The organism is Bacillus sp. FSL R5-0431 (genome assembly GCF_038002985.1).
In the GTDB taxonomy this organism is placed as follows: Bacteria; Bacillota; Bacilli; order Bacillales; family Bacillaceae; genus Bacillus.
Genome location: NZ_JBBOOG010000001.1, coordinates 3308085 through 3330801, shown reverse-complemented (window position 1 = coordinate 3330801; position 22717 = coordinate 3308085). Strand labels below are relative to the sequence as shown.

The 22717-nt window shown below is 43.8% G+C and carries 21 protein-coding genes; 17 read left to right on the top strand and 4 right to left on the bottom strand.

The features are described 5' to 3' along the window. Window positions 1–85: 85 nt before the first annotated feature. Both MKZ03_RS17170 and MKZ03_RS17165 read left to right on the top strand, forming a co-directional pair. A complete protein-coding gene (locus tag MKZ03_RS17170; protein WP_106043109.1) occupies window positions 86–1801 on the top strand; it encodes an ABC transporter ATP-binding protein in 1716 nt (571 codons plus the stop codon). Window positions 1802–2077: 276 nt separating this feature from the next. Beyond that, window positions 2078–3076: a S66 family peptidase gene (locus MKZ03_RS17165; protein WP_341032493.1), complete on the top strand. Its 999-nt coding sequence runs from the start codon at window positions 2078–2080 to the stop codon at window positions 3074–3076. Window positions 3077–3105: 29 nt separating this feature from the next. Here the strand turns inward: MKZ03_RS17165 and MKZ03_RS17160 are convergent, their stop codons facing one another. The 3 genes from MKZ03_RS17160 to cls form a co-directional block, all read right to left on the bottom strand. Beyond that, entirely contained in the window at window positions 3106–3360 is a 255-nt protein-coding gene (locus tag MKZ03_RS17160) for a general stress protein (protein ID WP_095285673.1), read from the bottom strand. A 73-nt stretch (window positions 3361–3433) separates the two neighbouring features. Continuing rightward, on the bottom strand, window positions 3434–4396 hold the full coding sequence (gene uvsE, locus MKZ03_RS17155; protein WP_106072031.1) for a UV DNA damage repair endonuclease UvsE: 963 nt from the start codon (window positions 4394–4396) through the stop codon (window positions 3434–3436). A gap of 12 nt (window positions 4397–4408) precedes the next feature. Continuing rightward, window positions 4409–5605: a cardiolipin synthase gene (cls, locus tag MKZ03_RS17150; RefSeq protein WP_334750542.1), complete on the bottom strand. Its 1197-nt coding sequence runs from the start codon at window positions 5603–5605 to the stop codon at window positions 4409–4411. Window positions 5606–5748: 143 nt separating this feature from the next. Between cls and MKZ03_RS17145 the strand changes: the two genes are divergently transcribed. The 8 genes from MKZ03_RS17145 to pyrG all read left to right on the top strand — a co-directional run bounded on the left by MKZ03_RS17145 (window position 5749) and on the right by pyrG (window position 15273). Further along, complete coding sequence (locus MKZ03_RS17145; RefSeq protein ID WP_341032492.1) at window positions 5749–7860, top strand: heterodisulfide reductase-related iron-sulfur binding cluster; 2112 nt, start codon at window positions 5749–5751, stop codon at window positions 7858–7860. A gap of 102 nt (window positions 7861–7962) precedes the next feature. Beyond that, window positions 7963–9138 (top strand): acetyl-CoA C-acetyltransferase, encoded by a 1176-nt coding sequence (locus MKZ03_RS17140; RefSeq protein WP_341032491.1) that lies wholly within the window; start codon window positions 7963–7965, stop codon window positions 9136–9138. Window positions 9139–9157: 19 nt separating this feature from the next. Continuing rightward, a complete protein-coding gene (locus MKZ03_RS17135) occupies window positions 9158–10021 on the top strand; it encodes a 3-hydroxybutyryl-CoA dehydrogenase (protein ID WP_341032490.1) in 864 nt (287 codons plus the stop codon). 11 nt (window positions 10022–10032) lie between these two features. Next, window positions 10033–11145, top strand: coding sequence for an acyl-CoA dehydrogenase family protein (locus MKZ03_RS17130; protein WP_341032488.1), 1113 nt, complete (start codon window positions 10033–10035; stop codon window positions 11143–11145). A gap of 16 nt (window positions 11146–11161) precedes the next feature. Then, window positions 11162–12304: an acyl-CoA dehydrogenase gene (locus tag MKZ03_RS17125; protein WP_066031613.1), complete on the top strand. Its 1143-nt coding sequence runs from the start codon at window positions 11162–11164 to the stop codon at window positions 12302–12304. A gap of 145 nt (window positions 12305–12449) precedes the next feature. Continuing rightward, window positions 12450–12647, top strand: a complete 198-nt coding sequence (locus MKZ03_RS17120) for a hypothetical protein (RefSeq protein WP_034660309.1) — start codon at window positions 12450–12452, stop codon at window positions 12645–12647. 237 nt (window positions 12648–12884) lie between these two features. Further along, window positions 12885–13427 carry a DNA-directed RNA polymerase subunit delta gene (gene rpoE / locus MKZ03_RS17115; protein WP_034660308.1) on the top strand — a complete coding sequence of 181 codons (543 nt, stop codon included), beginning with the start codon at window positions 12885–12887 and terminating at the stop codon, window positions 13425–13427. Window positions 13428–13665: 238 nt separating this feature from the next. Then, a complete protein-coding gene (gene pyrG / locus MKZ03_RS17110) occupies window positions 13666–15273 on the top strand; it encodes a glutamine hydrolyzing CTP synthase (RefSeq protein ID WP_003215143.1) in 1608 nt (535 codons plus the stop codon). 40 nt (window positions 15274–15313) lie between these two features. On the opposite strand, the gene MKZ03_RS17105 is transcribed toward pyrG, so the two are convergent. Then, a complete protein-coding gene (locus MKZ03_RS17105; protein WP_187704211.1) occupies window positions 15314–15844 on the bottom strand; it encodes a DUF2529 domain-containing protein in 531 nt (176 codons plus the stop codon). A gap of 180 nt (window positions 15845–16024) precedes the next feature. On the opposite strand from MKZ03_RS17105, the gene MKZ03_RS17100 reads away from it, so the two are divergent. The 7 genes from MKZ03_RS17100 to rpmE all read left to right on the top strand — a co-directional run bounded on the left by MKZ03_RS17100 (window position 16025) and on the right by rpmE (window position 22699). Further along, window positions 16025–16399: a response regulator gene (locus MKZ03_RS17100; protein WP_003214681.1), complete on the top strand. Its 375-nt coding sequence runs from the start codon at window positions 16025–16027 to the stop codon at window positions 16397–16399. A gap of 178 nt (window positions 16400–16577) precedes the next feature. Further along, window positions 16578–17435: a class II fructose-bisphosphate aldolase gene (locus tag MKZ03_RS17095; protein ID WP_034660304.1), complete on the top strand. Its 858-nt coding sequence runs from the start codon at window positions 16578–16580 to the stop codon at window positions 17433–17435. 112 nt (window positions 17436–17547) lie between these two features. Beyond that, on the top strand, window positions 17548–18186 hold the full coding sequence (gene fsa, locus MKZ03_RS17090) for a fructose-6-phosphate aldolase (protein WP_034660303.1): 639 nt from the start codon (window positions 17548–17550) through the stop codon (window positions 18184–18186). Between the two features lie 247 nt (window positions 18187–18433). Then, window positions 18434–19723 carry a UDP-N-acetylglucosamine 1-carboxyvinyltransferase gene (locus MKZ03_RS17085; RefSeq protein WP_034660302.1) on the top strand — a complete coding sequence of 430 codons (1290 nt, stop codon included), beginning with the start codon at window positions 18434–18436 and terminating at the stop codon, window positions 19721–19723. A 32-nt stretch (window positions 19724–19755) separates the two neighbouring features. Continuing rightward, a complete protein-coding gene (gene glpX / locus MKZ03_RS17080) occupies window positions 19756–20721 on the top strand; it encodes a class II fructose-bisphosphatase (protein WP_012011567.1) in 966 nt (321 codons plus the stop codon). 363 nt (window positions 20722–21084) lie between these two features. Next, window positions 21085–22368: a transcription termination factor Rho gene (gene rho, locus MKZ03_RS17075; protein ID WP_003215202.1), complete on the top strand. Its 1284-nt coding sequence runs from the start codon at window positions 21085–21087 to the stop codon at window positions 22366–22368. Window positions 22369–22498: 130 nt separating this feature from the next. Beyond that, window positions 22499–22699 (top strand): 50S ribosomal protein L31, encoded by a 201-nt coding sequence (gene rpmE, locus MKZ03_RS17070; RefSeq protein WP_003215407.1) that lies wholly within the window; start codon window positions 22499–22501, stop codon window positions 22697–22699. The last annotated feature ends 18 nt before the right edge of the window (window positions 22700–22717 follow it).

The window sequence follows — 22717 nt, the reverse complement described above, 5'->3', positions numbered from 1 at the left end:
CATTTCCTGATCTAGTATTTTGAAGAGGATTCCTCTATAATTGAAAATGATTATCAATTATAGAGGAAATGAGGTTCTTTTACATATGCTAAAACGCTTTTTCGCCTATTACAGGCCCTATCGAGGTCTGTTCTTTTTAGATTTCTTTTGCGCTGTCGCCGTTGGATTGATGGAACTGGGTTTCCCGCTTATCGTGAACTACTTCATTGATACATTATTGCCAACAGGAAACTGGTCGGTCATTGGCTGGACCGCACTTGCGCTGTTTGTCATTTATGCACTCAGCTCGGTTATGCAATTTATTGTATCGTACTGGGGGCATATGCTTGGAATTAATATTGAAACAGATATGAGGAAGAAGCTGTTTGATCACTTTCAGCGCCTATCCTTTAAATTCTTCGATAACAACAAAACGGGTAAGCTCATGTCACGGATGACAAACGACCTCATGTACATTGGAGAAGTGGCGCATCACGGACCTGAAGATTTGTTTATAGCGATTATGACGATTCTTGGCGCCTTTGCTGTCATGCTGATGATTAACTGGCAGCTTGCTATTTTAACCTTCCTGATCATGCCTGTCATCATCTGGCTAGCCCTTCATTTTAATAAGAAAATGACGCATGCGATTACACAGCTAAACAATGACATTGGAGACTTTCATGCAAGGGTTGAAAACAATATCGGGGGCATTCGACTTGTTCAAGCCTTTGCCAATGAACATTTCGAGAAAAAGCGTTTTGCTGAAAACAACAACCGTTTTCGGAAAGCGAAGCTTCTTTCCTATAAAATTATGTCGGTCAATGGATCAATCAGCTATATTCTGACACGTCTTGTGACACTGTTTGTCCTTCTCGCAGGTACATGGTTTGTCCTGCAAGGCCAATTAACAGCAGGTGGCTTTATCGCGTTTGTTCTGATTACAAATGTTTTATTTAGACCGATTGATAAAATCAACACGGTCATTGAAATGTATCCAAAAGGCATTGCGGGCTTTAAAAGCTATGTCGATTTACTAGAAACAGAGCCGGATGTGAAGGATACAGAGGGAGCACGTGATGTATACGGACTGAAAGGTGAAATTGAATATCGAAACGTGACATTTGGCTACGATGAACACAGCCATGTGCTAAAGGATATCGATTTAAAGATCAAACAAGGAGAAACGGTTGCGTTTGTCGGGCCTTCAGGAGCGGGGAAATCAACCATTTGCAGTCTACTGCCTCGTTTTTATGATGTGGATGAAGGGGAGATCACGATTGATGGTGTAAGCACAAAGTCTATGACATTGTCTTCTTTAAGGCAGCAGATCGGTATTGTGCAGCAGGATGTCTTTTTATTCTCGGGCACCATTCGTGAAAACATTGCGTACGGCAACCTAGAAGCCAGTGATGCAGAGATTTGGGAGGCTGTAAGAAGTGCGCATTTAGAGGAACTCGTTCAGCGTTTCCCAGAAGGGTTAAATACCGTGATAGGGGAGCGCGGCGTCAAACTGTCAGGTGGTCAAAAGCAGCGTCTGTCGATTGCGCGGATGTTCCTGAAAAACCCGTCCATTCTCATTCTAGATGAAGCCACATCAGCACTTGATACAGAAACAGAAAAAGCCATACAGGATGCACTGAGCGAACTAGCTGTCGGCAGGACAACACTCGTCATTGCCCACCGCCTTGCGACAATTAAACACGCCGACCGTATCATCGTCGTGACAGAGGAAGGCATTCAAGAACAAGGCCGCCACCAAGACTTAATCCAAATGGGCGGCGTATACAGCAGACTGCACGAAGCGCAGTTTGGTCATTAAGAATAAAGAGAAAGCCCTTTTGATAAAGGGCTTTCAGCGTGTAGACAAACCCTCGCATTCGTTGTCAGTCCTGCGCTCTGGTGCTCACGAATGTTCAATTCGCTCCGCTCCAGTGCTCGTCCTTCCTAGACTGCAAAGGTTTTCTATCACGCTGAAAAAAGATAAAGGACTAAAATAAAGATCATTATAGCCCTTTGTCAAAAATCTGAAAGCCCTTTTGATAAAGGGCTTTTTTTGTTAGGATAGAAAAAACTCGTGTAGGAAGGATCTGATGGAATGAAGGGGCTTCGGCGATTACAAAAGGGAGATAAGATCGGTATTTTTTCACCTTCAAGTCCTGCATCAGCGACCTCGCCTCTTAGGTATCAGCGGGCGAAGAAGTGGCTTGAGCAAAAAGGATTCATTGTGGTACCAGGATCATTAACAGGGAAAGAGGATCACTACCGTTCAGGTACAATTCAAGAACGAGCCGATGAGCTGAATGAGCTAATGGCTAGAGAGGACTTGGCGTGTGTCATGTCAATGATTGGCGGGACAAATTCAAATAGTTTGCTGCCTTATCTTGATTTTGAGCTGCTGAATCAACATCCGAAAATCATGATCGGTTATTCAGATGCGACAGCGATTCTTTTAGCAGCCTACGAAAAAACGGGACTGCCTGTATTCTACGGACCGGCGCTTGTCCCATCTTTTGGAGAGTTTGAACCGTTCGTCGCTTATACATATCAGTCGTTCGAAGACATCCTGATGCAGCCTCAAACCATTCCTTATCAGGTCAAAAAACCACCTTTTTGGACGGATGAACGAATCAATTGGGAAGAAAAGACGCGTGATAAAAAGCAGCGTCCAAACGATTGGCTGTGCGTCATAGAGGGACAGGCAGAAGGTAGATTGATCGGCGGGAATCTGAATGCCATGTACGGCATATGGGGAAGTGAGTTCATGCCAGCCATTCAAAACGGAGACGTCCTCCTTATTGAAGATTGCATGAAAACCGCTTCGGTTGTAGAAAAAAACTTCTCTTTATTGAAAGTAAATGGAGTGTTTGAGCGGGTATCAGGTATTCTTTTGGGAAAACATGAGCTGTTAGATGATGAGGGAACGGGAAAAGAACCTTACGAGATTTTACTTGAGGTGCTTGGAGAGACAAAGAGACCGCTCATCGCAGATTTTGACTGTGCCCATACACACCCGATGCTTACGATGCCAATCGGGGCACAAGTGAAAATGGATGCAGCTTCAAAACAAGTTTGGTTGACAAAAGAGTGGATATAACAAAAGAGCGGCCTGAGGGCTGCTCTTTTTTATGAAACCTGCTCTTTTTCAAATGGCTGCAAGAGATCTTGCGCTTTTTTTCCCTCTACGACAATTAAGTAGTCAGACTCTAAATGAGTGAGCCTGAAGGTTTCAAGCTCTACGATGTTCTTGATGTTGCACATTGTTTTTTTAGAATACACATATAGACGATGTTGAGCCTGGTGGCATTTTTGATAAAGAGAAATAAGCTTATGTAAATTCAATGCTTTCGCAGCGATTTGGATTGAATAGATTTGAGACATCTTCATATCCTCCTGTTAATAACTTTCTCACAATAGCTTTGTTACCCTTGTTTGCATAGGGATAAACCTTTCTCTATGATTTCCACTCAAAGGTTCCTCCGCCCGTTCGCTTATTGCCTCTTATCGCAGACAGCTCTTCGACAAGTCGGAGCAGTGCCTGATCCTTTAACTTCGCCTCAATCATAAAATCTACATCACGCCCATACGGTTTTAATGCATGAAAAAGCGGTAAGACAAAGGACATATCTACACCATCTGCATGACTGCGTATGGCTTTTTCTGATTTAGGTGAGGATAAATGGATTTTAGGCGGAATGCCAGTGCTCGTCCAAGTGTCGAACATTCTTGGCAGAATGTCTTCAAGCGCGGCATCGTCATCTTTATTGGCCACGTGATGATGGTAATCAAAAACAAATGGAATACCGTGCTTTTCACATACACCAAGGGTTTCTAACGACGTATACGTTTTGTCATCATTCTCAAGCGTCATTCTCGCCTTGATATGCGCTGGAAGCTTTTTGATATTGTCATCAAAACGTTGAAGCGCCGATTCTTTATCACCGTACGCACCGCCCACATGAATGTTCATATAGCCTTCCTTTTCGAGCTTCATCGCCTCAAGCATTTGATAATGGTACGTCATATCGATCACGGCATTTTCTGTGATTGAAGGCTTTGGGCTAGTAAACAAGGTAAATTGATTAGGGTGAAAGCTCACACGGAGCCCATGCCGTTTCACCAACTCGCCAATTTCATGAAACTCCTTTTGAAAAGGTGTCACAAAGTCCCAGCGCACATCGGGATGGGTCGCGAGCGGGACGATCGAACTTGAAAAACGGTAAAGCGGGATATCATGGGCAATGGCGAAATAGAGCGTTCTTAATGTATTCACGAGATTGGCTTTCGTTGTTCGCAATAAAGCCTCTTCTCTCTCTTCCTTTGAGAGCTTACTGTATCTTGCAAAGGTCAGCGACTTGGCAGGAGAAGCTTCCCACAAGGTGACGGCATTGGATACATAACCAAATCGATAACGCATAGGTCATCTCCTTTATAAAAAGTACGAGAACATGGCGCCAACCCATTCCAGCGGACGTGACAAAAGCGGACGCTGGGTCAATTTCTCCTCTGTCATAAGCTCAGACACTTCCATGTGCTCCCGAATTTTTTCCTCTACGTGTGCAGTAAAGTCGGCATCATCAATGGCGACGTCTACTTCCTCATTTAGAAACAAGCTGCGTTTATCAAAATTTGCCGTGCTAATCATACAGCGTCTCTGGTCAATTAGAATGGCTTTCGCATGATAAAATCCTTTATAAAAACGATACACAAGGCAGCCAGAGGCAATGAGGTCCTTCAAATAATGAAATCCAGCCTCTTTGACAAGTGGATGATCCGCTTTCATTGGGATGATGATTTCAACCGTGACACCTCGCTCTCGTGCATCAAGCAGTGCACTCAGAAGAGGGGCAGATGGAATAAAGTAAGGCGTACAGATGATGATCTGCTTTCTCGCCTGCTGAATATCTTTGAGAAACAAAGCTTCTAAAGAAAAACCAGCAGTCGCGCGTGTTGTGCATTGTAGCGTTCCCGGTTCCAAAGCAGGAAAAACCTCATATTGCAGCTGATGAATGCCAGATGACCGGTATAAATCATTCAAAAACACATGCTGGAGATCTGCGACAACTTGCCCTGTCATGCGCAAATGATAATCTTTCCAAATGCCAAACTGGCCATTTTTTCCAACATATTCATCGCCAATATTAAACCCGCCAATATAGCCAATCTTTCCATCAATCACCGTAATTTTACGATGATTTCTCATGTTTAACCGATAAATCAAAAAAGGGAAACGAGGCTTATTTAAAAAGTAAAATTGGATGCCGCTTTTTTCTAGCATATCAATGGACTTTTGATCAAACGGATAGGACCCTAGTCGATCGGTCAGCAAAAAGACTGAAACCCCTTGTTCCGCTTTGGCTTTCAGTGCTTGTAAGACCCTTTGGCCAATCTTGTCGTTCTTTACAATAAAGAACATCATATGAATAGAAGAAGAGGCCTGTTGAATATCCACGAGCAGCTGATCAAAAAATGGTTCGCCATCATGATAAAAAGCTGCATCACCGCTTGTTTTGTCAAAAGACCGTTCAAAAGCGCGGGTAGAAAAATATTTCTTTCCCATATAAAGGTCTACCATCACGAGAAAAACGATGGCAATGAGTACGAGTAGGATGATCAATGCGATCATGAAGCTTCCTCCTTTTTTGCATATTTCAATAGTGTACCCAAACGTGTAAAAAATATTGACTGAATGCTCATTCATTATTTATGATAGAGGTACAACATAGAAACGGAACAAAGTGGTTTTTGGGGAATGAAAGGGGGAGCAAGATGAATAGCCTTTTAATAATGAACTTGATCGCATTTGCGGCGGTGACCGCTTACGCTGTGTATTTGTTTATTTATCTCATTCGAACACGAGCGGCGTATATTCGTCTTGGTAAAAAAGAAGAATTTCAACAAGACATGAAGAAACGCTTAGAGCGTGTTTGGGTCAATGTGTTTGGGCAAAAGAAGCTGTTAAAGGACAAGAAGAGCGGCATCATTCATGTGCTGTTTTTCTACGGGTTTATCCTTGTACAGTTCGGAGCCCTTGATTTTATTATGAAGGGACTCGTTCCGGGCAGCGGACTCCCTTTAGGTCCGCTTTACGGCTTCTTTACCTTTTTCCAAGAGGTGGTCACACTTCTCATTTTAGTAGCCGTTGTTTGGGCATTCCATAGAAGGTATGTGGAGAAGCTTGTCCGTTTAAAACGAGGCTTTAAATCAGGTCTAGTGCTTTTGTTTATTGGCGGCTTGATGCTGACAGTCTTACTGGGGAACGGGATGAACATCATTTGGCATGGACACTCTCTATCACCAACTGAGCCAATCGCCTCCAGTATTGCTTTCTTGCTGGGCGGAATTTCACCTCTTGCAGCAACGGTCGTTTTTTATGTCGCATGGTGGGTGCATCTCCTTATTTTGCTGACATTCTTAGTATATGTCCCGCAGTCAAAGCACGCTCACCTCATTGCAGGACCGGTGAATGTATTTGCCAGCAGATTAGACCCGCCAGGCAAGCTGCAAAAAATTGATTTTGAAGATGAGACACAAGAGACCTTCGGTGTGGGAAAAATTGAAGACTTCCGTCAGTCACAGCTGATCGACCTTTACGCCTGTGTGGAATGCGGGCGCTGCACAAATATGTGCCCGGCAACAGGAACAGGGAAGATGCTGTCTCCAATGGATTTGATTTTAAGGTTAAGAGACCATTTAACAAATAAAGGGGCCGCCATTACATCGAAGACACCATGGGTCCCGCAGCTTGCCTTCAGGCAGACAACAGGAAATCAGCTGGCGCTGCAGGCGAGAGGAGCAGGTGCAGAGGAATCGGCGGCCAGCTCAATGTATCATCCTTCTCTCATTGGTGAGGTCATTACAGAAGAAGAAATTTGGGCATGTACGACGTGCCGAAACTGTGAAGACCAATGCCCTGTCATGAATGAACACGTCGACAAGATTATTGATATGCGCAGATATCTTGTGCTGACCGAAGGGAAAATGGATGCAGATGCACAGCGTGCCATGACAAGCATTGAGCGCCAAGGGAACCCGTGGGGATTGAACCGGAAAGAAAGAGAAAATTGGCGTGAACTGAGAGAAGATGTGCATGTGCCGACAGTAAAAGAGCTGAAAAAAGCAGATCAAACCTTCGATTATTTATTCTGGGTTGGTTCAATGGGGGCATATGACAATCGAAGCCAAAAAATTGCGCTTGCCTTTGCAAAGCTCCTCAACGAAGCAGGGGTCTCCTTTGCCATCCTAGGCAATAAAGAGAAAAACTCAGGCGATACACCAAGAAGACTTGGAAACGAATTTTTATTCCAAGAGCTTGCTGCAAAAAATATTGAAGAATTCCAGAAAAACGGGGTCACAAAGATCGTCACGCTTGATCCGCACGCCTACAATTTATTTAAAAATGAGTATCCAGACTTCGGACTTGAGGCAGAAGTGTACCATCATACAGAATTACTGGCAGAGCTAGTGAAAGAAGGGAAAATAACGCCTGTACATGAAGTGAACGAAGTGATTACCTTCCACGACTCTTGCTACCTAGGCAGATATAACGAAGTGTATGATCCGCCGAGAGACATTTTAAAAGCCATCCCTGGTGTGACGCTGAGAGAAATGGAGCGTCATCGTGAAACCGGTATGTGCTGCGGTGCAGGCGGGGGCTTAATGTGGATGGAAGAAGAGACAGGTACCCGGATTAACACTGCCCGAACGGAGCAGGCGTTACAGGTGCAGCCGTCCATCATCAGCTCAGGCTGCCCTTATTGCCTCACCATGCTGGGAGATGGCACGAAGGCGAAGGAAGTAGAGGAGCAGGTAGGCACATTTGATGTCGCAGAACTTCTTGAAAAATCAGTGTTTGGTGAGGCTGGAAAGCAGGTTTCGTAAACAAAACAGGCCGATGAATAGGATATTCATCGGCTTATACATGGCGCTGTACATCAGCTGCCTAGATAATATGTAAGCGGTAACAAACGGGAGGGGACATACATGAGTAAGACGGTCATTGTATCTGGAGCAAGAACACCATTTGGAAAACTAGGCGGTGCTTTCAGTGGGTTGACTGCCGCAGAACTAGGCGGAATAGCGATCAAAGCTGCGCTGGAAAGAGTACGGGATTCACATTTTGTGGATGAGGTCATCATGGGAAGTGTTTTGCAGGGAGGACAAGGTCAGATTCCTTCAAGGCAAGCAGCAAGAAATGCTGATCTTCCATGGTCCGTTCCGACGCAAACTATCAATAAAGTCTGTGCATCAGGAATGCGCAGTGTGAGCACAGCAGATCAAATCATTCGAGCTGGAGATGCTGAGGTCATCGTAGCGGGCGGTATGGAATCCATGTCACACGCCCCTTATTTGCTAAAAAAAGCGCGATGGGGCTACAAAATGGGAGATGGTGCGGTACAAGATGCGATGATTTTAGATGGATTAACCTGTTCATTTACAGGCGTTCATATGGGTGAGTATGGGAGCATGGCTGCAAAGGAGCTTGGTATCACGCGGGAAGAGCAAGACCTTTGGGCACTAAGAAGTCATGAACGGGCCATCGAAGCGCAGAAAAACGGCTTTTTTCAACAGGAAATCACCCCAGTCACCGTCAAGACGAAAACGGGAGAGCGGCTGATCACAGAAGATGAATCCCCGCGGCGTGATACGTCATATGAACGACTGTCAAAGCTCATGCCTGTTTTTGATCAAACGGGTACCATTACCGCTGGAAATGTACCAGGTGTCAATGATGGAGCAAGTGCGCTTCTTTTAATGAAAGACACATATGCGGAGCAGCATGACGTAAAGCCAATGGCAGTCGTGCTTGGGCATACGCAGGTAGCCGTAGAGGCAAAGGATTTTCCGAAAACACCAGCCTTTGCCATCGAGAAGATTTTACAGAAAACAGGCAAGCGTCTAGAGGATATCGATCTCTTTGAAATCAATGAGGCCTTCTCAGCTGTGGCGCTGGCATGTGAAAAAATAACCGGGCTGGACCGGCGTAAAATGAATATCAATGGTGGTGCAGTAGCGCTTGGTCATCCCATTGGGGCAAGCGGAACACGTATCATATTGACCTTGATTCATGCATTGAGACAAAGAGGCGGAGGCATTGGCATCGCGGCGATTTGCAGTGGAGGCGGTCAAGGAGATGCCATCATGATAAAGGTAGATTAAAAGGGAGGCGTTCATCGTCATGAGTACAGAAGAGACCGTCATGGTCGTTGGAGCAGGTCAAATGGGATCAGGCATTGCCCAAGTTTTTGCTCAGTCAGGCTACACAGTCCTGCTGCATGATGCATCTGAAAAGCAGATTCATCGAGCCATTTCCTCCATGACCAAACAACTGACGAAACGAGCAGAAAGAGGAAAGCTGGCCCATCAGGCAGTCCGAGATATTACGCAGCGGCTTGCCGTTTCCACAGATTTAAAGGACGTGCAGCAGGCTCATTTAGTGATTGAAGCTGCATCTGAACAAATGAGTGTGAAGAAACAAATCTTTGAAACACTTGATCAATTTGCAAAGGCGAAGACGATATTTGCAACAAACACATCTTCCTTGTCAATCACAGAATTAGCAGCTGTTACGGGGAGACCGGAGCAAGTGATTGGCATGCATTTTATGAATCCGGTGCCTATCATGAAACTGGTTGAGGTCATTCGAGCGCTGCAAACGAGTGACGACACATATCAAATCGTTTATGAAACAGCAAAGACATTAAACAAAACCCCAATTGAAGTGGAAGACTTCCCAGGGTTTGTATCAAATCGCATATTGATGCCAATGATCAATGAAGCCATTTACACCCTTTATGAAGGCGTGGCAGATGCAGAGAGCATTGACGGTGTCATGACGCTTGGAATGAATCACCCAATGGGTCCGCTTCGTCTCGCTGATTTCATCGGACTAGATACATGTTTATTTATTATGAATACCCTTCATGAAGGACTTGGGGATAGCAAATACCGACCTTGTCCTCTTTTGAAAAAATACGTAAATGCAGGCTGGCTGGGCAAAAAGACAATGAGAGGTTTTTACACATACCATGACCACTCATAGGGGGAGTCAAGATGGATGTTTTGCTTACGGATCAACAGCGTCTCTGGAGAGAACAGGCAGCAGAATTTGCAAGACAGCGTGTATTCCCTGAAGTGGAAGCCATGGAACAAGGTCAGTTCCCAAGAACACTTTTAGCTGAAATGGGACGCCAAGGCTTTCTAGGAATTCCAATACCAGCTTCGTATCAAGGCTTAGGAGCAGATTTTACAACATATATCATTGCGATTCATGAATTATCCAAAGTGAGTGCGACTATCGGTGTCATTGTGTCCGTTCATACATCTGTTGTGACGATGCCTATTTTGGCTTTTGGAACGAATGAGCAAAAAAAATCCTATGTTCCGCTGCTTGCATCCGGGCAGAAACTGGGGGCATTTTGCCTGACTGAACCCAAGGCTGGCTCAGATGCCTCCAGTATTCAGTTAAGAGCGGAGCGGGCAGGCAACCACTATGTGTTAAATGGTACGAAAATGTTTATTACAAGCGGCGGGGAAGCAGAACTGTATCTTGTCTTTGCAGTGACAGACCCTGCCTCTGCGAAAAAAAATATATCGGCGTTCATTGTCGAAAAAGATACACCAGGATTTACGATCGGAAAAGATGAGAAAAAGATGGGACTGCATGGGTCAAAAACAGTAACGCTTCATTTTGATGGTGTGCGGATTCCAAAGCAGCAGCTGCTCGGTGCAGAAGGAGAGGGCTTTCACATAGCCATGTCTAGTTTAAATGCGGGGAGAATCGGTATCTCGGCTCAAAGCCTTGGTATAGCAGAAGCCGCATTAGCGGAGGCAGTGACGTATTTAAAGCAGCACCCAGCAGGTCTAGAAACGACCATTCGGCTGGGTGATTTGGCGGCGAAGCTTGAAGCAGCCAAGCTGCTGGTCTATCAAGCGGCTTCTTATAAAGAGGCGAATCGTCCGGTCACAAAGAAAGCATCAATGGCAAAGCTATTTGCGTCAAAAACGGCAGTTGAGATCAGTACAGAAGTGATCCATTTGCTCGGCATGGATGGTTATACGAATCGCTATCAAACAGAACGTTACTTTCGTGATGCGAAAGTTTGTGAAATCTACGAAGGAACAAGTGAAATTCAAAGGCTGGTCATTTGTAAACAGCTAATATGAAACGAGGTGGCTCATGATGCAATTTCAATTAAGTGATGAACATGAAATGATCCGAAAAATGGTGAGAGATTTTGCGAAAAATGAAGTAGAGCCAACAGCAGCAGAGCGGGACGAGACTGAAACGTATGATCCAGCTATTTTTCGCCAGATGGCGGAGCTCGGTTTAACGGGTATCCCTTGGCCGGAAGAGGTAGGCGGGATCGGCAGTGACTATTTAGCCTACGTCATCGCAGTTGAGGAGCTTTCAAGAGTGTGCGCCTCTACAGGTGTCACCCTCTCCGCTCACACCTCTCTCGCCTCGTGGCCCATCTATACTTTCGGAACAGGTGAACAAAAGGAGACCTATTTAAAGCCGCTTGCAGAAGGACAGAAGGTAGGGGCATATGCACTCACTGAGAGCGGTTCAGGTTCAGATGCCGGTGGAATGAAGACAACGGCAGTAAAGGCAGGCAGTGAATACGTCCTGAACGGTGCGAAAATCTTTATTACAAATGGCGGCATTGCGGATTATTATATTGTGTTTGCCGTGACAGACCAAGAAGCTGCATCTCGAAATACAACCGCCTTTATTGTAGAAAAAGAGACCCCCGGGTTCTCGGTTGGCAAAAAGGAAAGCAAACTGGGCATCCGCTCATCGCCAACGACTGAAATTCGATTTGAAGATTGCCGGATTCATGAAAGGAACCGGCTCGGACAAGAAGGAGAAGGATTCAAAATAGCCATGATGACGCTCGATGGCGGTAGAAACGGTATTGCTGCTCAGGCTGTTGGGATTGCACAAGGCGCTCTTGATGCGGCGGTCCATTATGCGAAGGAGCGCAAGCAATTTGGTAAACCAATCATACAGCAGCAAGGGATCGCTTTTAAGCTGGCAGATATGGCAACTGCAATTGAAGCCTCCAGGCTGCTTACTTATCAGGCAGCATGGCTTGAAACGAAAGGGCTTCCGTATGGAAAGGAATCAGCTATGTCAAAGCTCTTTGCTGGAGATACAGCCATGAAAGTAACAACAGAAGCCGTTCAAATCTTCGGCGGCTACGGTTATACAAAGGATTACCCAGTCGAACGATACATGCGTGATGCGAAAATCACTCAAATTTATGAAGGCACACAAGAAATCCAGCGCCTAGTCATCTCGCGCAAACTGCTAGATATGTAGAAACCAAGCAAAGACCACCTGACGTGAGGTGGTCTGTTTTGGTGCGATAATCAGTTCTTAAATGTGAAATCATTTCCAATATTGTCCCATGCCACCTTATCAATATGATAAAATGTGCAAAAGTATCAATATGGAGGTTATCATAATGAACACAACATTTATGGGTATTTTAGGATTGGTCACGATGATCATATGGATTATGGTCTCCACAGAGCTTTCAAAGTCTCCAAAAAAGAAGGAAGAAAAAGAAAACAGCCGCAGAAAACTATTTGTCCTCATGCCTGCGGGAATGGTATGTACGATTGCTATCGTTATCTTATTCATTCAGAGAATCCAGTTTTAAAATAGAGATGAACAAACTAAAAGACAAAAAGCATACCGTACACAAAAGCCAGACCAATTTCACGCAGATGGTGCGCCCCATGAGAAAAAATCAAAAATTAACATGATTAAAGGTGGCATAAACTCCTCTAATTTGTTTATAATGAGAGGTATGGTTTGTCGTAAAAATAAGGGATAAACACTTATTATTTCACTGATAAATGGATACATACATGTAATAGAAAGGGAGTGTCTGACCTTGAGTTTGAAAGAATACTCACAGGAGCAGCTCAAGCACATGTCTTTAGTTGAACTTGCATATGAAATTTTCAGAGACAGCAAAACACCGATTACGTTTTCCGAGTTAATAGATGAAATGGTCCGTTTACAAGGGATACAAAAATCTGATCTTGATGATCGACTTGCTCAATTTTATACAGACTTAAATATAGATGGCCGCTTTATTTCGTTAGGTGATCAGAGATGGGGACTTCGCAGCTGGTATCCAGTTGATCAAATCGAAGAAGAAGTTCAGCCAGCTGTGAAAACAAAAGCGAAAAAGAAAAAAACAAAAGCAGCTGTCGTTGAAGAAGACTTCGATGAAATTGAAGAGGAAGAAGAAATCGAAGAGCTTGAAGAAGATCTTGATCTTGTTGAAGACGACGATGATCTCGATCTAGACGATGATGAGGAAATTGACGAAGATATAGAAGACTTCGACGAAGACGATGACGACGAAGATGATGACGGCTTAACAGAAATTGACGAAGACGATTTAGACGATAATAAGGAAGAAAAATAACCCTCACAAACCGGTCCTCAAAACAGGACAAAACCGTCTTGACTTTCGAGAGCGAACTATGTAATATGTATTTTGGGCTCTCTAAAAAGAGTACGTAAAGATACGTTCATTTACGCTCCCTTTCATTTATTTGAAAGGGAGCTTTCTTATTTTTCAAGAGATTTAGGGATACACTCTAAAAAGGATGAAGCTGTGCATGTCTAGTCATGCAAGGGTAAAAAAGAGAGGAGCATACGAAATGACAAAGTATATTTTTGTAACAGGAGGAGTTGTTTCCTCACTTGGAAAAGGGATCACGGCTGCATCGTTAGGCCGCCTTCTGAAAAATAGAGGGATGGATGTCACCATTCAAAAATTCGATCCATATATCAACGTAGACCCAGGGACGATGAGTCCATATCAGCACGGTGAGGTCTTCGTCACAGATGACGGTGCTGAAACAGACCTTGACTTAGGTCACTACGAGCGCTTCATTGATATTAACTTAAATAAGTACAGCAACGTCACAACGGGTAAAATCTACTCTACTGTTCTGAAGAAAGAGCGCCGAGGCGACTATTTAGGCGGAACCGTACAGGTTATTCCCCATATTACAAATGAAATCAAAGACCGCGTGTACCGTGCCGGAAAAGAAACAGGTGCAGATGTGGTCATTACAGAAATCGGTGGAACAGTAGGAGACATCGAATCCCTTCCTTTCCTTGAAGCGATTCGTCAAATGAAGAGTGACATTGGCCGTGAAAACGTGATGTACATTCATTGTACCCTTGTTCCTTACATCCGAGCAGCAGGTGAACTGAAAACAAAACCAACACAGCATAGTGTAAAAGAACTTCGCAGCCTTGGTATCCAGCCAAACGTTATTGTGGTCAGAACTGAAATGCCAATGACCCAAGACATGAAGGACAAAATTGCGTTATTCTGTGATATTGATACAAAAGCTGTTATCGAATGTCAGGATGCAGACACGCTGTACTCTATTCCGCTTGATTTACAAAAACAAGGACTAGACAAGCTTGTATGTGAACATATGAAACTTGACTGCCAAGATGCGGACATGACGGAGTGGACAGCGCTAGTCGATAAAGTACAAAATCTCTCAAAACAAGTCACAATTGGTCTAGTAGGAAAATATGTTGAACTGCAAGATGCATACATTTCTGTCGTTGAATCACTTCGCCATGCTGGTTATGCATTTGATGCAGACGTACAAATCAAATGGATCAATGCAGAAGAAGTGACAGCAGAAAATATGGCTGATTTCGCGCAAGATGTAGACGGAATCATCGTTCCTGGAGGCTTCGGAGACCGCGGAGTGGAAGGGAAAATCATTGCTACACAATATGCCCGTGAAAACAAAGTGCCATTCTTCGGAATCTGCTTAGGAATGCAAGTTGCGTCGATCGAATATGCGAGAAACGTACTAGGCCTTGAGGGAGCTCATTCAGCGGAAATTGATCCTGAAACAGCATTCCCAATCATTGACCTTCTCCCAGAACAGAAGGATGTAGATGATCTAGGCGGAACACTTCGTCTTGGTCTGTATCCATGTAAATTAAATGAAGACTCAAAAGCATTTGCTGCATACAATGACGAAGTGGTCTACGAACGCCACCGTCATCGCTATGAGTTTAATAATGAATTCAGACAGCAAATGGAAGCCGCAGGCTTTGTCTTCTCTGGTACAAGCCCAGACGGACGTCTTGTTGAAATTATCGAATTGAAGGATCATCCTTGGTTCCTTGCTTCTCAGTTCCACCCAGAATTCGTCTCAAGACCGACAAGACCACAGCCATTATTTAGAGATTTCGTTGGTGCTTCACTGCAAGCATCTGAATCAAAATAAATCAAAAACTGCCGAGAATATGATCTTCTCGGCAGTTTTTTTATTCATATTCCTCAACGATTTCTTTCACAGTAAACGATAGAGCGTGGTAGACGTATAAGCATGTCATTAAAGCAGGATAACCGAACCTTGTTCCGTCATCAGCGGGCACAAGCGGTTTCTTGAGCTGAAAATCAATGTGGACATCACAATGCTCTTCAATCATGGACGGCTCCTTTTGTGCTGGACCGACACCAACAATGGGCGTACCTTGAGCGTGCAGCTCTTTTACAAGAGATTGAATCTCCTCGTCTTCTGGGTCTGAATAAAATAGCAGCACCCTGTCACTTGGATGAAGCAAGCTGCGCTCCGTTTGATCAAGCGGCAGTACTTTCGCACCTGGAAATGGCTCCTTGCTTTCAGTTGCCTCTAGGGCTACAGCAGCCAGTTCATTCTTTCCGTGAAAATAAACAGCATGTCCACTGACAACGGCTTGTGCAAGAAGGCGTGCACCATCCTCGATCGCTTCAGCCTGCTTTTCTCCAATACGTGAAAAAATACCTGATAACTGGGTCGTGAAAATTTTTAACAAGACTCATTTCCTCCTTCGGTTAGATCATTTTATAATAGAATATAAAGAGAATATTAGGAAAAATGCTCAGAAAATGTCGTAAAGTAAACTATTATAAATAAAGGAAATGTGAAAATCAAACAGAATTATTTAACAACAGCTCTTTTTATGGCGAAAAATGAAAGCAATGGGGTGTAACAGATGAATGAGAAAATTTTAATTGTCGATGATCAATACGGTATTAGAATATTATTGAATGAAGTGTTTCATAAAGAAGGCTATCAAACCTTCCAAGCAGCCAATGGACTTCAGGCGTTAGATATTGTGAAAAATCATAGACCAAACCTTGTCCTGCTTGATATGAAGATTCCCGGAATGGATGGTATTGAAATTTTAAAACGCATGAAATTAATTGATGAAGACATCCGTGTCATCATTATGACAGCCTATGGCGAATTAGACATGATCCAAGAATCAAAAGAACTCGGTGCATTGACGCACTTTGCGAAACCATTTGATATTGATGAAATCCGAGATGCTGTTAAAGAATACTTGCCGCTCGAAACAAATGGTTAGATGGAAATGATTGAATCGAGTCATTCTGTTGCCGATTTGTCGAATAATTGGTATCCTAGATAAGAAGAAGAAAGCGATCTGACTTTGAAAGTTTACATATGGCGAGAAATTCTGGTCATGCTAGGGTGGAGAGCTTTTTTTAGTAAGCAAATTAGCTACATAGGGAGGATTTTTCATCATGCCTTTAGTTTCAATGACAGAAATGTTGAAAGACGCAAAGGAAAAAGGTTACGCTGTTGGACAGTTTAACTTAAATAATTTAGAATTCACGCAAGCGATTTTACAAGCTGCTGAAGAAGAGAAGTCTCCAGTTATCTTAGGAGTATCTGAAGGAGCAGGACGCTACATGGGCGGCTTCAAAACAGTTGTCGCAATGGTAAAAGCGTTAATCGAAGAATATAATGTAACAGTTCCTGTTGCGATTCATTTAGATCACGGTTCAAGCTTTGAATCTTGTGCAAAAGCCATTCATGCAGGATTTACTTCTGTCATGATCGACGCTTCTCACCACCCATTCGATGAGAACGTAGCAACAACTGCGAAAGTAGTTGAGCTTGCACATTTCCACGGTGTATCTGTAGAAGCTGAGCTTGGAACTGTTGGCGGACAAGAAGACGACGTCATCGCTGAGGGCGTTATTTATGCTGATCCAAAAGAATGCCAAGAGCTTGTAGAACGCACTGGCATTGACTGCCTTGCACCTGCACTAGGTTCAGTTCATGGTCCATACAAAGGTGAACCAAACCTTGGTTTCGCTGAAATGGAAGAAATCGGTAAAATGACAGGCCTTCCACTTGTTCTTCACGGCGGAACAGGTATCCCAACTGCTGACATCAAGCGTTCAATTTCACTTGGTACAGCAAAAATCAATGTAAACACTGAAAACCAAATTGCTTCTGCGAAAGCAGTACGCGAAACACTTGCTGCAAAAACAGAAGAGTATGATCCACGTAAATATCTTGGACCAGCTCGTGACGCAATTAAAGCGACTGTTATCGGCAAAATGCGCGAATTTGGTTCTTCTAACCAAGCATAATTTGATGAGAACCGAAAGCCGCCTGAGTCACAGGCGGTTTTCTCCATATCTTGAGAAAGCGCAATCAAAATTTACATTTCAGACAATTTATTGATAGGAGAGTGGCACGGTTATGTTATTTTTCGTAGATACAGCGAATATCGCAGACATCAAAGAGGCGCACGAGCTTGGCATTTTAGCAGGCGTCACAACAAACCCTAGTTTAGTAGCGAAAGAAAAGGACGTATCATTCCACGACCGTCTTCGCGAAATCACTGACGTCGTATCAGGTTCTGTCAGTGCAGAAGTGATTTCCCTTAAAGCAGAGGAAATGATTGAAGAAGGAAAAGAGCTTGCTGCCATCGCACCAAATATCACGGTCAAAGTACCGATGACAACAGATGGCCTTAAAGCTGTCAAAGCGTTAACAGACCTTGGTATTAAAACAAACGTCACTTTGATTTTTAGTGCAAACCAGGCATTGCTTGCAGCTAGAGCTGGTGCAACGTATGTCTCTCCATTCCTCGGCCGCTTAGATGACATTGGCCAAAATGGTCTCGATCTCATCAGCGAAGTGAAAACCATTTTTGATGTTCACGGATTAGATACACAAATCATTGCTGCATCCATTCGTCACCCGCAGCACGTGACAGAAGCTGCGCTTAGAGGTGCTCATATCGGCACAATGCCGCTGAAAGTCATCAAGCAGCTGACAAAACACCCGTTAACGGATGCAGGCATTGAGCAATTTTTAGCAGACTGGAATAAATAAGTGATTGTGGCAGGCGGGATTGTCTACCGTTTGCCGCAGTTTTTCTTAAAAACGCTAAGAAATGTTTTGTGCAAAGAAGAGAACATCACAGCCTCGCAAAGCTTCGATTATTTTTCTTCCGACAAATTTCGTTTAACCTGTATTCTTTCTCTTGATATTGGCTAAATTTTGGACAAGACCTTTTAAAGCGCGACATCCACAAACAGTATAACTCCAACAGTGATCTTCTTTAAGAAGGGAGACAAATATGGAAAAGTTAAACATTGCCGGCGGTGACCCTTTGCGCGGGACCGTACATATTAGTGGTGCGAAAAATAGTGCAGTGGCACTGATTCCTGCCACGATTCTCGCTGATTCTCCAGTAACCATTGAGGGCCTTCCGCATATTTCAGATATTGACACTTTACGAGATCTGTTAGAAGAGATTGGCGGAAAGGTTACGTTTGAAAAAGGTGAAATGATCGTCAATCCTTCTTCCATGATCAGCATGCCGCTTCCTAATGGAAAGGTGAAGAAACTGCGTGCATCCTATTATTTAATGGGAGCCATGCTCGGCAGGTTCAAGCAGGCTGTCATCGGACTGCCAGGAGGATGTCACTTAGGACCTAGGCCGATCGATCAGCATATCAAAGGCTTTGAAGCACTTGGTGCCGAGGTGACAAACGAGCAGGGTGCGATTTATTTGCGCGCTGAAAAATTAGTCGGAGCTCGTATTTACCTTGATGTTGTCAGTGTAGGTGCGACCATCAATATCATGCTGGCAGCCGTACTGGCTGAAGGAAAAACGGTGATTGAAAATGCCGCAAAAGAACCCGAAATTATTGATGTAGCGACACTGCTTGCAAGCATGGGAGCCAAAATCAAAGGTGCGGGTACTGATGTGATTCGAATCGAAGGTGTAGAATCTCTTCATGGCTGTAAGCATTCCATCATCCCTGACCGCATAGAAGCAGGCACATTTTTAATTGCTGGTGCTGCGATGGGAGATGAAGTTGTTCTTGATAATGTGATCCCAACTCATTTAGAATCAATTACGGCGAAACTTAGAGAAATGGGGTTCACCATTGAAACGAGCAACGATCAGATGCTGATCGTTGGCAGAAACGAAGGACTCAAGCCTGTCGATATCAAAACCCTTGTGTATCCGGGCTTTCCGACTGACCTTCAGCAGCCGATGACGGCGCTGTTAACAAAGGCGAAAGGCACGAGTGTGGTCACAGATACGATCTACTCAGCCCGCTTTAAGCACATTGACGAATTGCGTCGAATGGGTGCAAACATGAAGGTCGAAGGTAGATCTGCCATTATAACTGGGCAAACGCAGCTTCAAGGAGCAAAGGTCAAAGCAAGTGACCTTCGTGCAGGTGCTTGTCTCGTCGTTGCAGGGTTAATGGCAGACGGTGTGACCGAAATCACAGGGCTTGAACATATAGACAGAGGATATAGTTTGCTTGAGAAGAAGCTTGAAGGCTTGGGTGCAACCATCTGGCGTGAAAAGCTGAATGACCAAGAAATAGAAGAACTTCAAAATTCGTAAGGCTTTGACTGTGAGAGGAGATTTGGACAAAAATGGAAAGAAGTTTATCGATGGAACTAGTACGGGTGACAGAAGCAGCCGCATTAAAATCTGCCCGTTGGATGGGAAGAGGATTAAAAGACGAAGCAGATGATGCTGCAACAAGTGCAATGCGTGATGTATTTGATACCATTCCGATGAAAGGAACAGTGGTCATTGGCGAGGGAGAAATGGACGAAGCACCAATGCTTTATATTGGGGAAAAGCTTGGGAACGGATACGGACCCCGCGTGGATGTTGCTGTTGATCCATTAGAAGGAACAAATATTGTGGCAAGCGGCGGCTGGAATGCCTTAGCTGTTATTGCGGTTGCAGATCATGGCAACCTGCTGAATGCACCTGATATGTACATGGATAAGATCGCAGTAGGTCCAGAAGCGGTAGGCTGCATCGACATCGAAGCGCCTGTCATTGATAATCTTCGCGCTGTGGCAAAAGCAAAAAACAAAGATATTGAAGATGTCGTTGCAACGATTTTAAACAGAGATCGACATGAGAAAATTATTGCTGAACTGAGAGAAGCAGGAGCAAGAATTAAACTGATCGATGATGGTGACGTTGCAGGAGCTATTAATACAGCATTTGATCACACAGGTGTTGATATTCTATTTGGTTCAGGCGGAGCGCCAGAAGGTGTTCTTTCTGCTGTTGCGTTAAAGGCACTTGGTGGTGAAATCCACGGAAAGCTTCTTCCTCAAAGTGAAGAAGAACTGAGACGCTGTGAGAAAATGGGGCTGGATGTTGGAAAAGTCCTAAGAATGGAAGACCTCGTGAAGGGCGACGACGCCATTTTTGCAGCGACTGGTGTAACAGACGGCGAGCTATTAAAAGGTGTTCAATTCAAAGGCTCTGTTGGAACAACACATAGTGTTGTTATGCGTGCGAAATCGGGTACAGTTCGTTTCGTAGACGGCAGACACAGCTTAAAGAAAAAACCGAATCTTGTCATTCGTCCGTAATCTGAAAGCGGGTATTCATTACCCGCTTTTCATATAGGTGTCAAATGTATATCATTTTCTTTTTAAAGTTGAATATTCTCTGCAAATGAGGTAAAACTAAAGAGTGCTGCGAAATTTTCTGCGAATTTACTTCTTTTAAGCTTCAACAAGTTTAAAACTGCCGCATCATGACGATATACTCATTATCCTTCTCTATGTTGACAAAGCTCAATTTCACATTGTTCCTATCTTTTACGATAAAACGAGTGGGAGCGTTACCATGAGAGCGAGGTCATTCCAACAAAACGGAATTAAAAGCTAATCAAATACAATGGTCATGCATTTGTAATGAAATACATTGACTAGAAAAGTGTGGTGTCCATATTGAAAGATGTTTCGATTTCATCTTTGGAAAATATGAAATTAAAAGAGCTGTATGAGTTAGCAAAAAAATACAAAATCTCTTATTACAGCAAACTAACAAAAAAAGAATTAATTTTTGCCATCTTAAAGGCGAACGCTGAGCAAGAGGATCTCTTATTTATGGAAGGGGTTCTTGAAATTATTCAGTCTGAGGGATTTGGTTTCTTAAGACCAATTAACTACTCTCCAAGTTCTGAAGACATTTATATTTCAGCTTCACAAATCAGACGCTTTGATTTGCGAAACGGAGATAAGGTGTCTGGAAAGGTACGACCTCCAAAAGAGAATGAACGCTACTATGGCCTCCTTCATGTAGAAGCAGTAAATGGGGACGACCCAGAATCAGCTAAGGAACGTGTTCACTTTCCTGCACTCACGCCGCTATTCCCTGATCGTCAAATGATTCTTGAAACACAGCCTAATCACCTGTCTACTAGAATTATGGATATGATGGCGCCAGTTGGATTTGGGCAGCGTGGTTTAATTGTTGCACCGCCTAAGGCTGGGAAAACCATATTGCTCAAAGAAATTGCCAACAGCATTTCTGAAAATCACCCAGAGTCAGAGCTGATTGTCCTTTTGATTGACGAACGCCCGGAGGAAGTAACAGATATCGAACGTTCTGTTGCAGGGGATGTTGTTAGTTCAACCTTTGACGAAGTACCGGAAAACCACATTAAAGTAGCAGAGCTTGTATTAGAGCGTGCCATGCGTCTTGTTGAACATAAGAAAGATGTCATCATCTTAATGGACAGCATCACAAGGCTTGCTCGTGCATACAACCTTGTCATCCCGCCAAGCGGCCGAACGCTTTCCGGCGGTATTGATCCAGCGGCTTTCCACCGTCCAAAACGCTTCTTTGGTGCTGCGCGTAACATTGAAGAAGGCGGAAGCTTGACGATTTTAGCCACTGCGCTTGTGGATACGGGTTCACGTATGGATGATGTGATTTATGAGGAGTTTAAAGGAACGGGGAACATGGAGCTCCATTTGGACCGCTCTCTTGCAGAAAGAAGAATTTTCCCAGCGATCGACATTCGTCGTTCTGGTACGAGAAAAGAAGAACTGCTTGTACCAAAAGAGCATCTTGACCGTCTATGGGCGATGAGAAAATCGATGTCAGATACACCTGACTTTGCTGAGAAGTTCATGCGCAAAATGAGAAAAACAAAGACAAACCAAGAATTTTTCGATATTTTAACGCAAGAATGGAAACAAGCGAACATGTCTGCATCAAGAAGATAGCTTGTTGAAAAAATACATTTGCAATCATAGACTCACACTGTTATAATTTCATCATGTGCGTTTCAGAATTTATTCTGAGATATTAACTCTGTTTCCGAATTGGATTCAGGGCGGAAGGAGATGACAGTAGATGAAAACAGGAATTCATCCTAACTACAAAAAAGCTACAGTCAAATGCGCTTGTGGAAATGAGTTTGAAACTGGATCAGTAAAAGAAGAGGTACGCATCGAGATTTGCTCTGAGTGCCATCCTTTCTATACAGGCCGTCAAAAATTCGCTTCTGCTGATGGACGTGTTGACCGCTTTAACAAAAAATACGGTCTTAAGTAATAATAGATACAATAAACA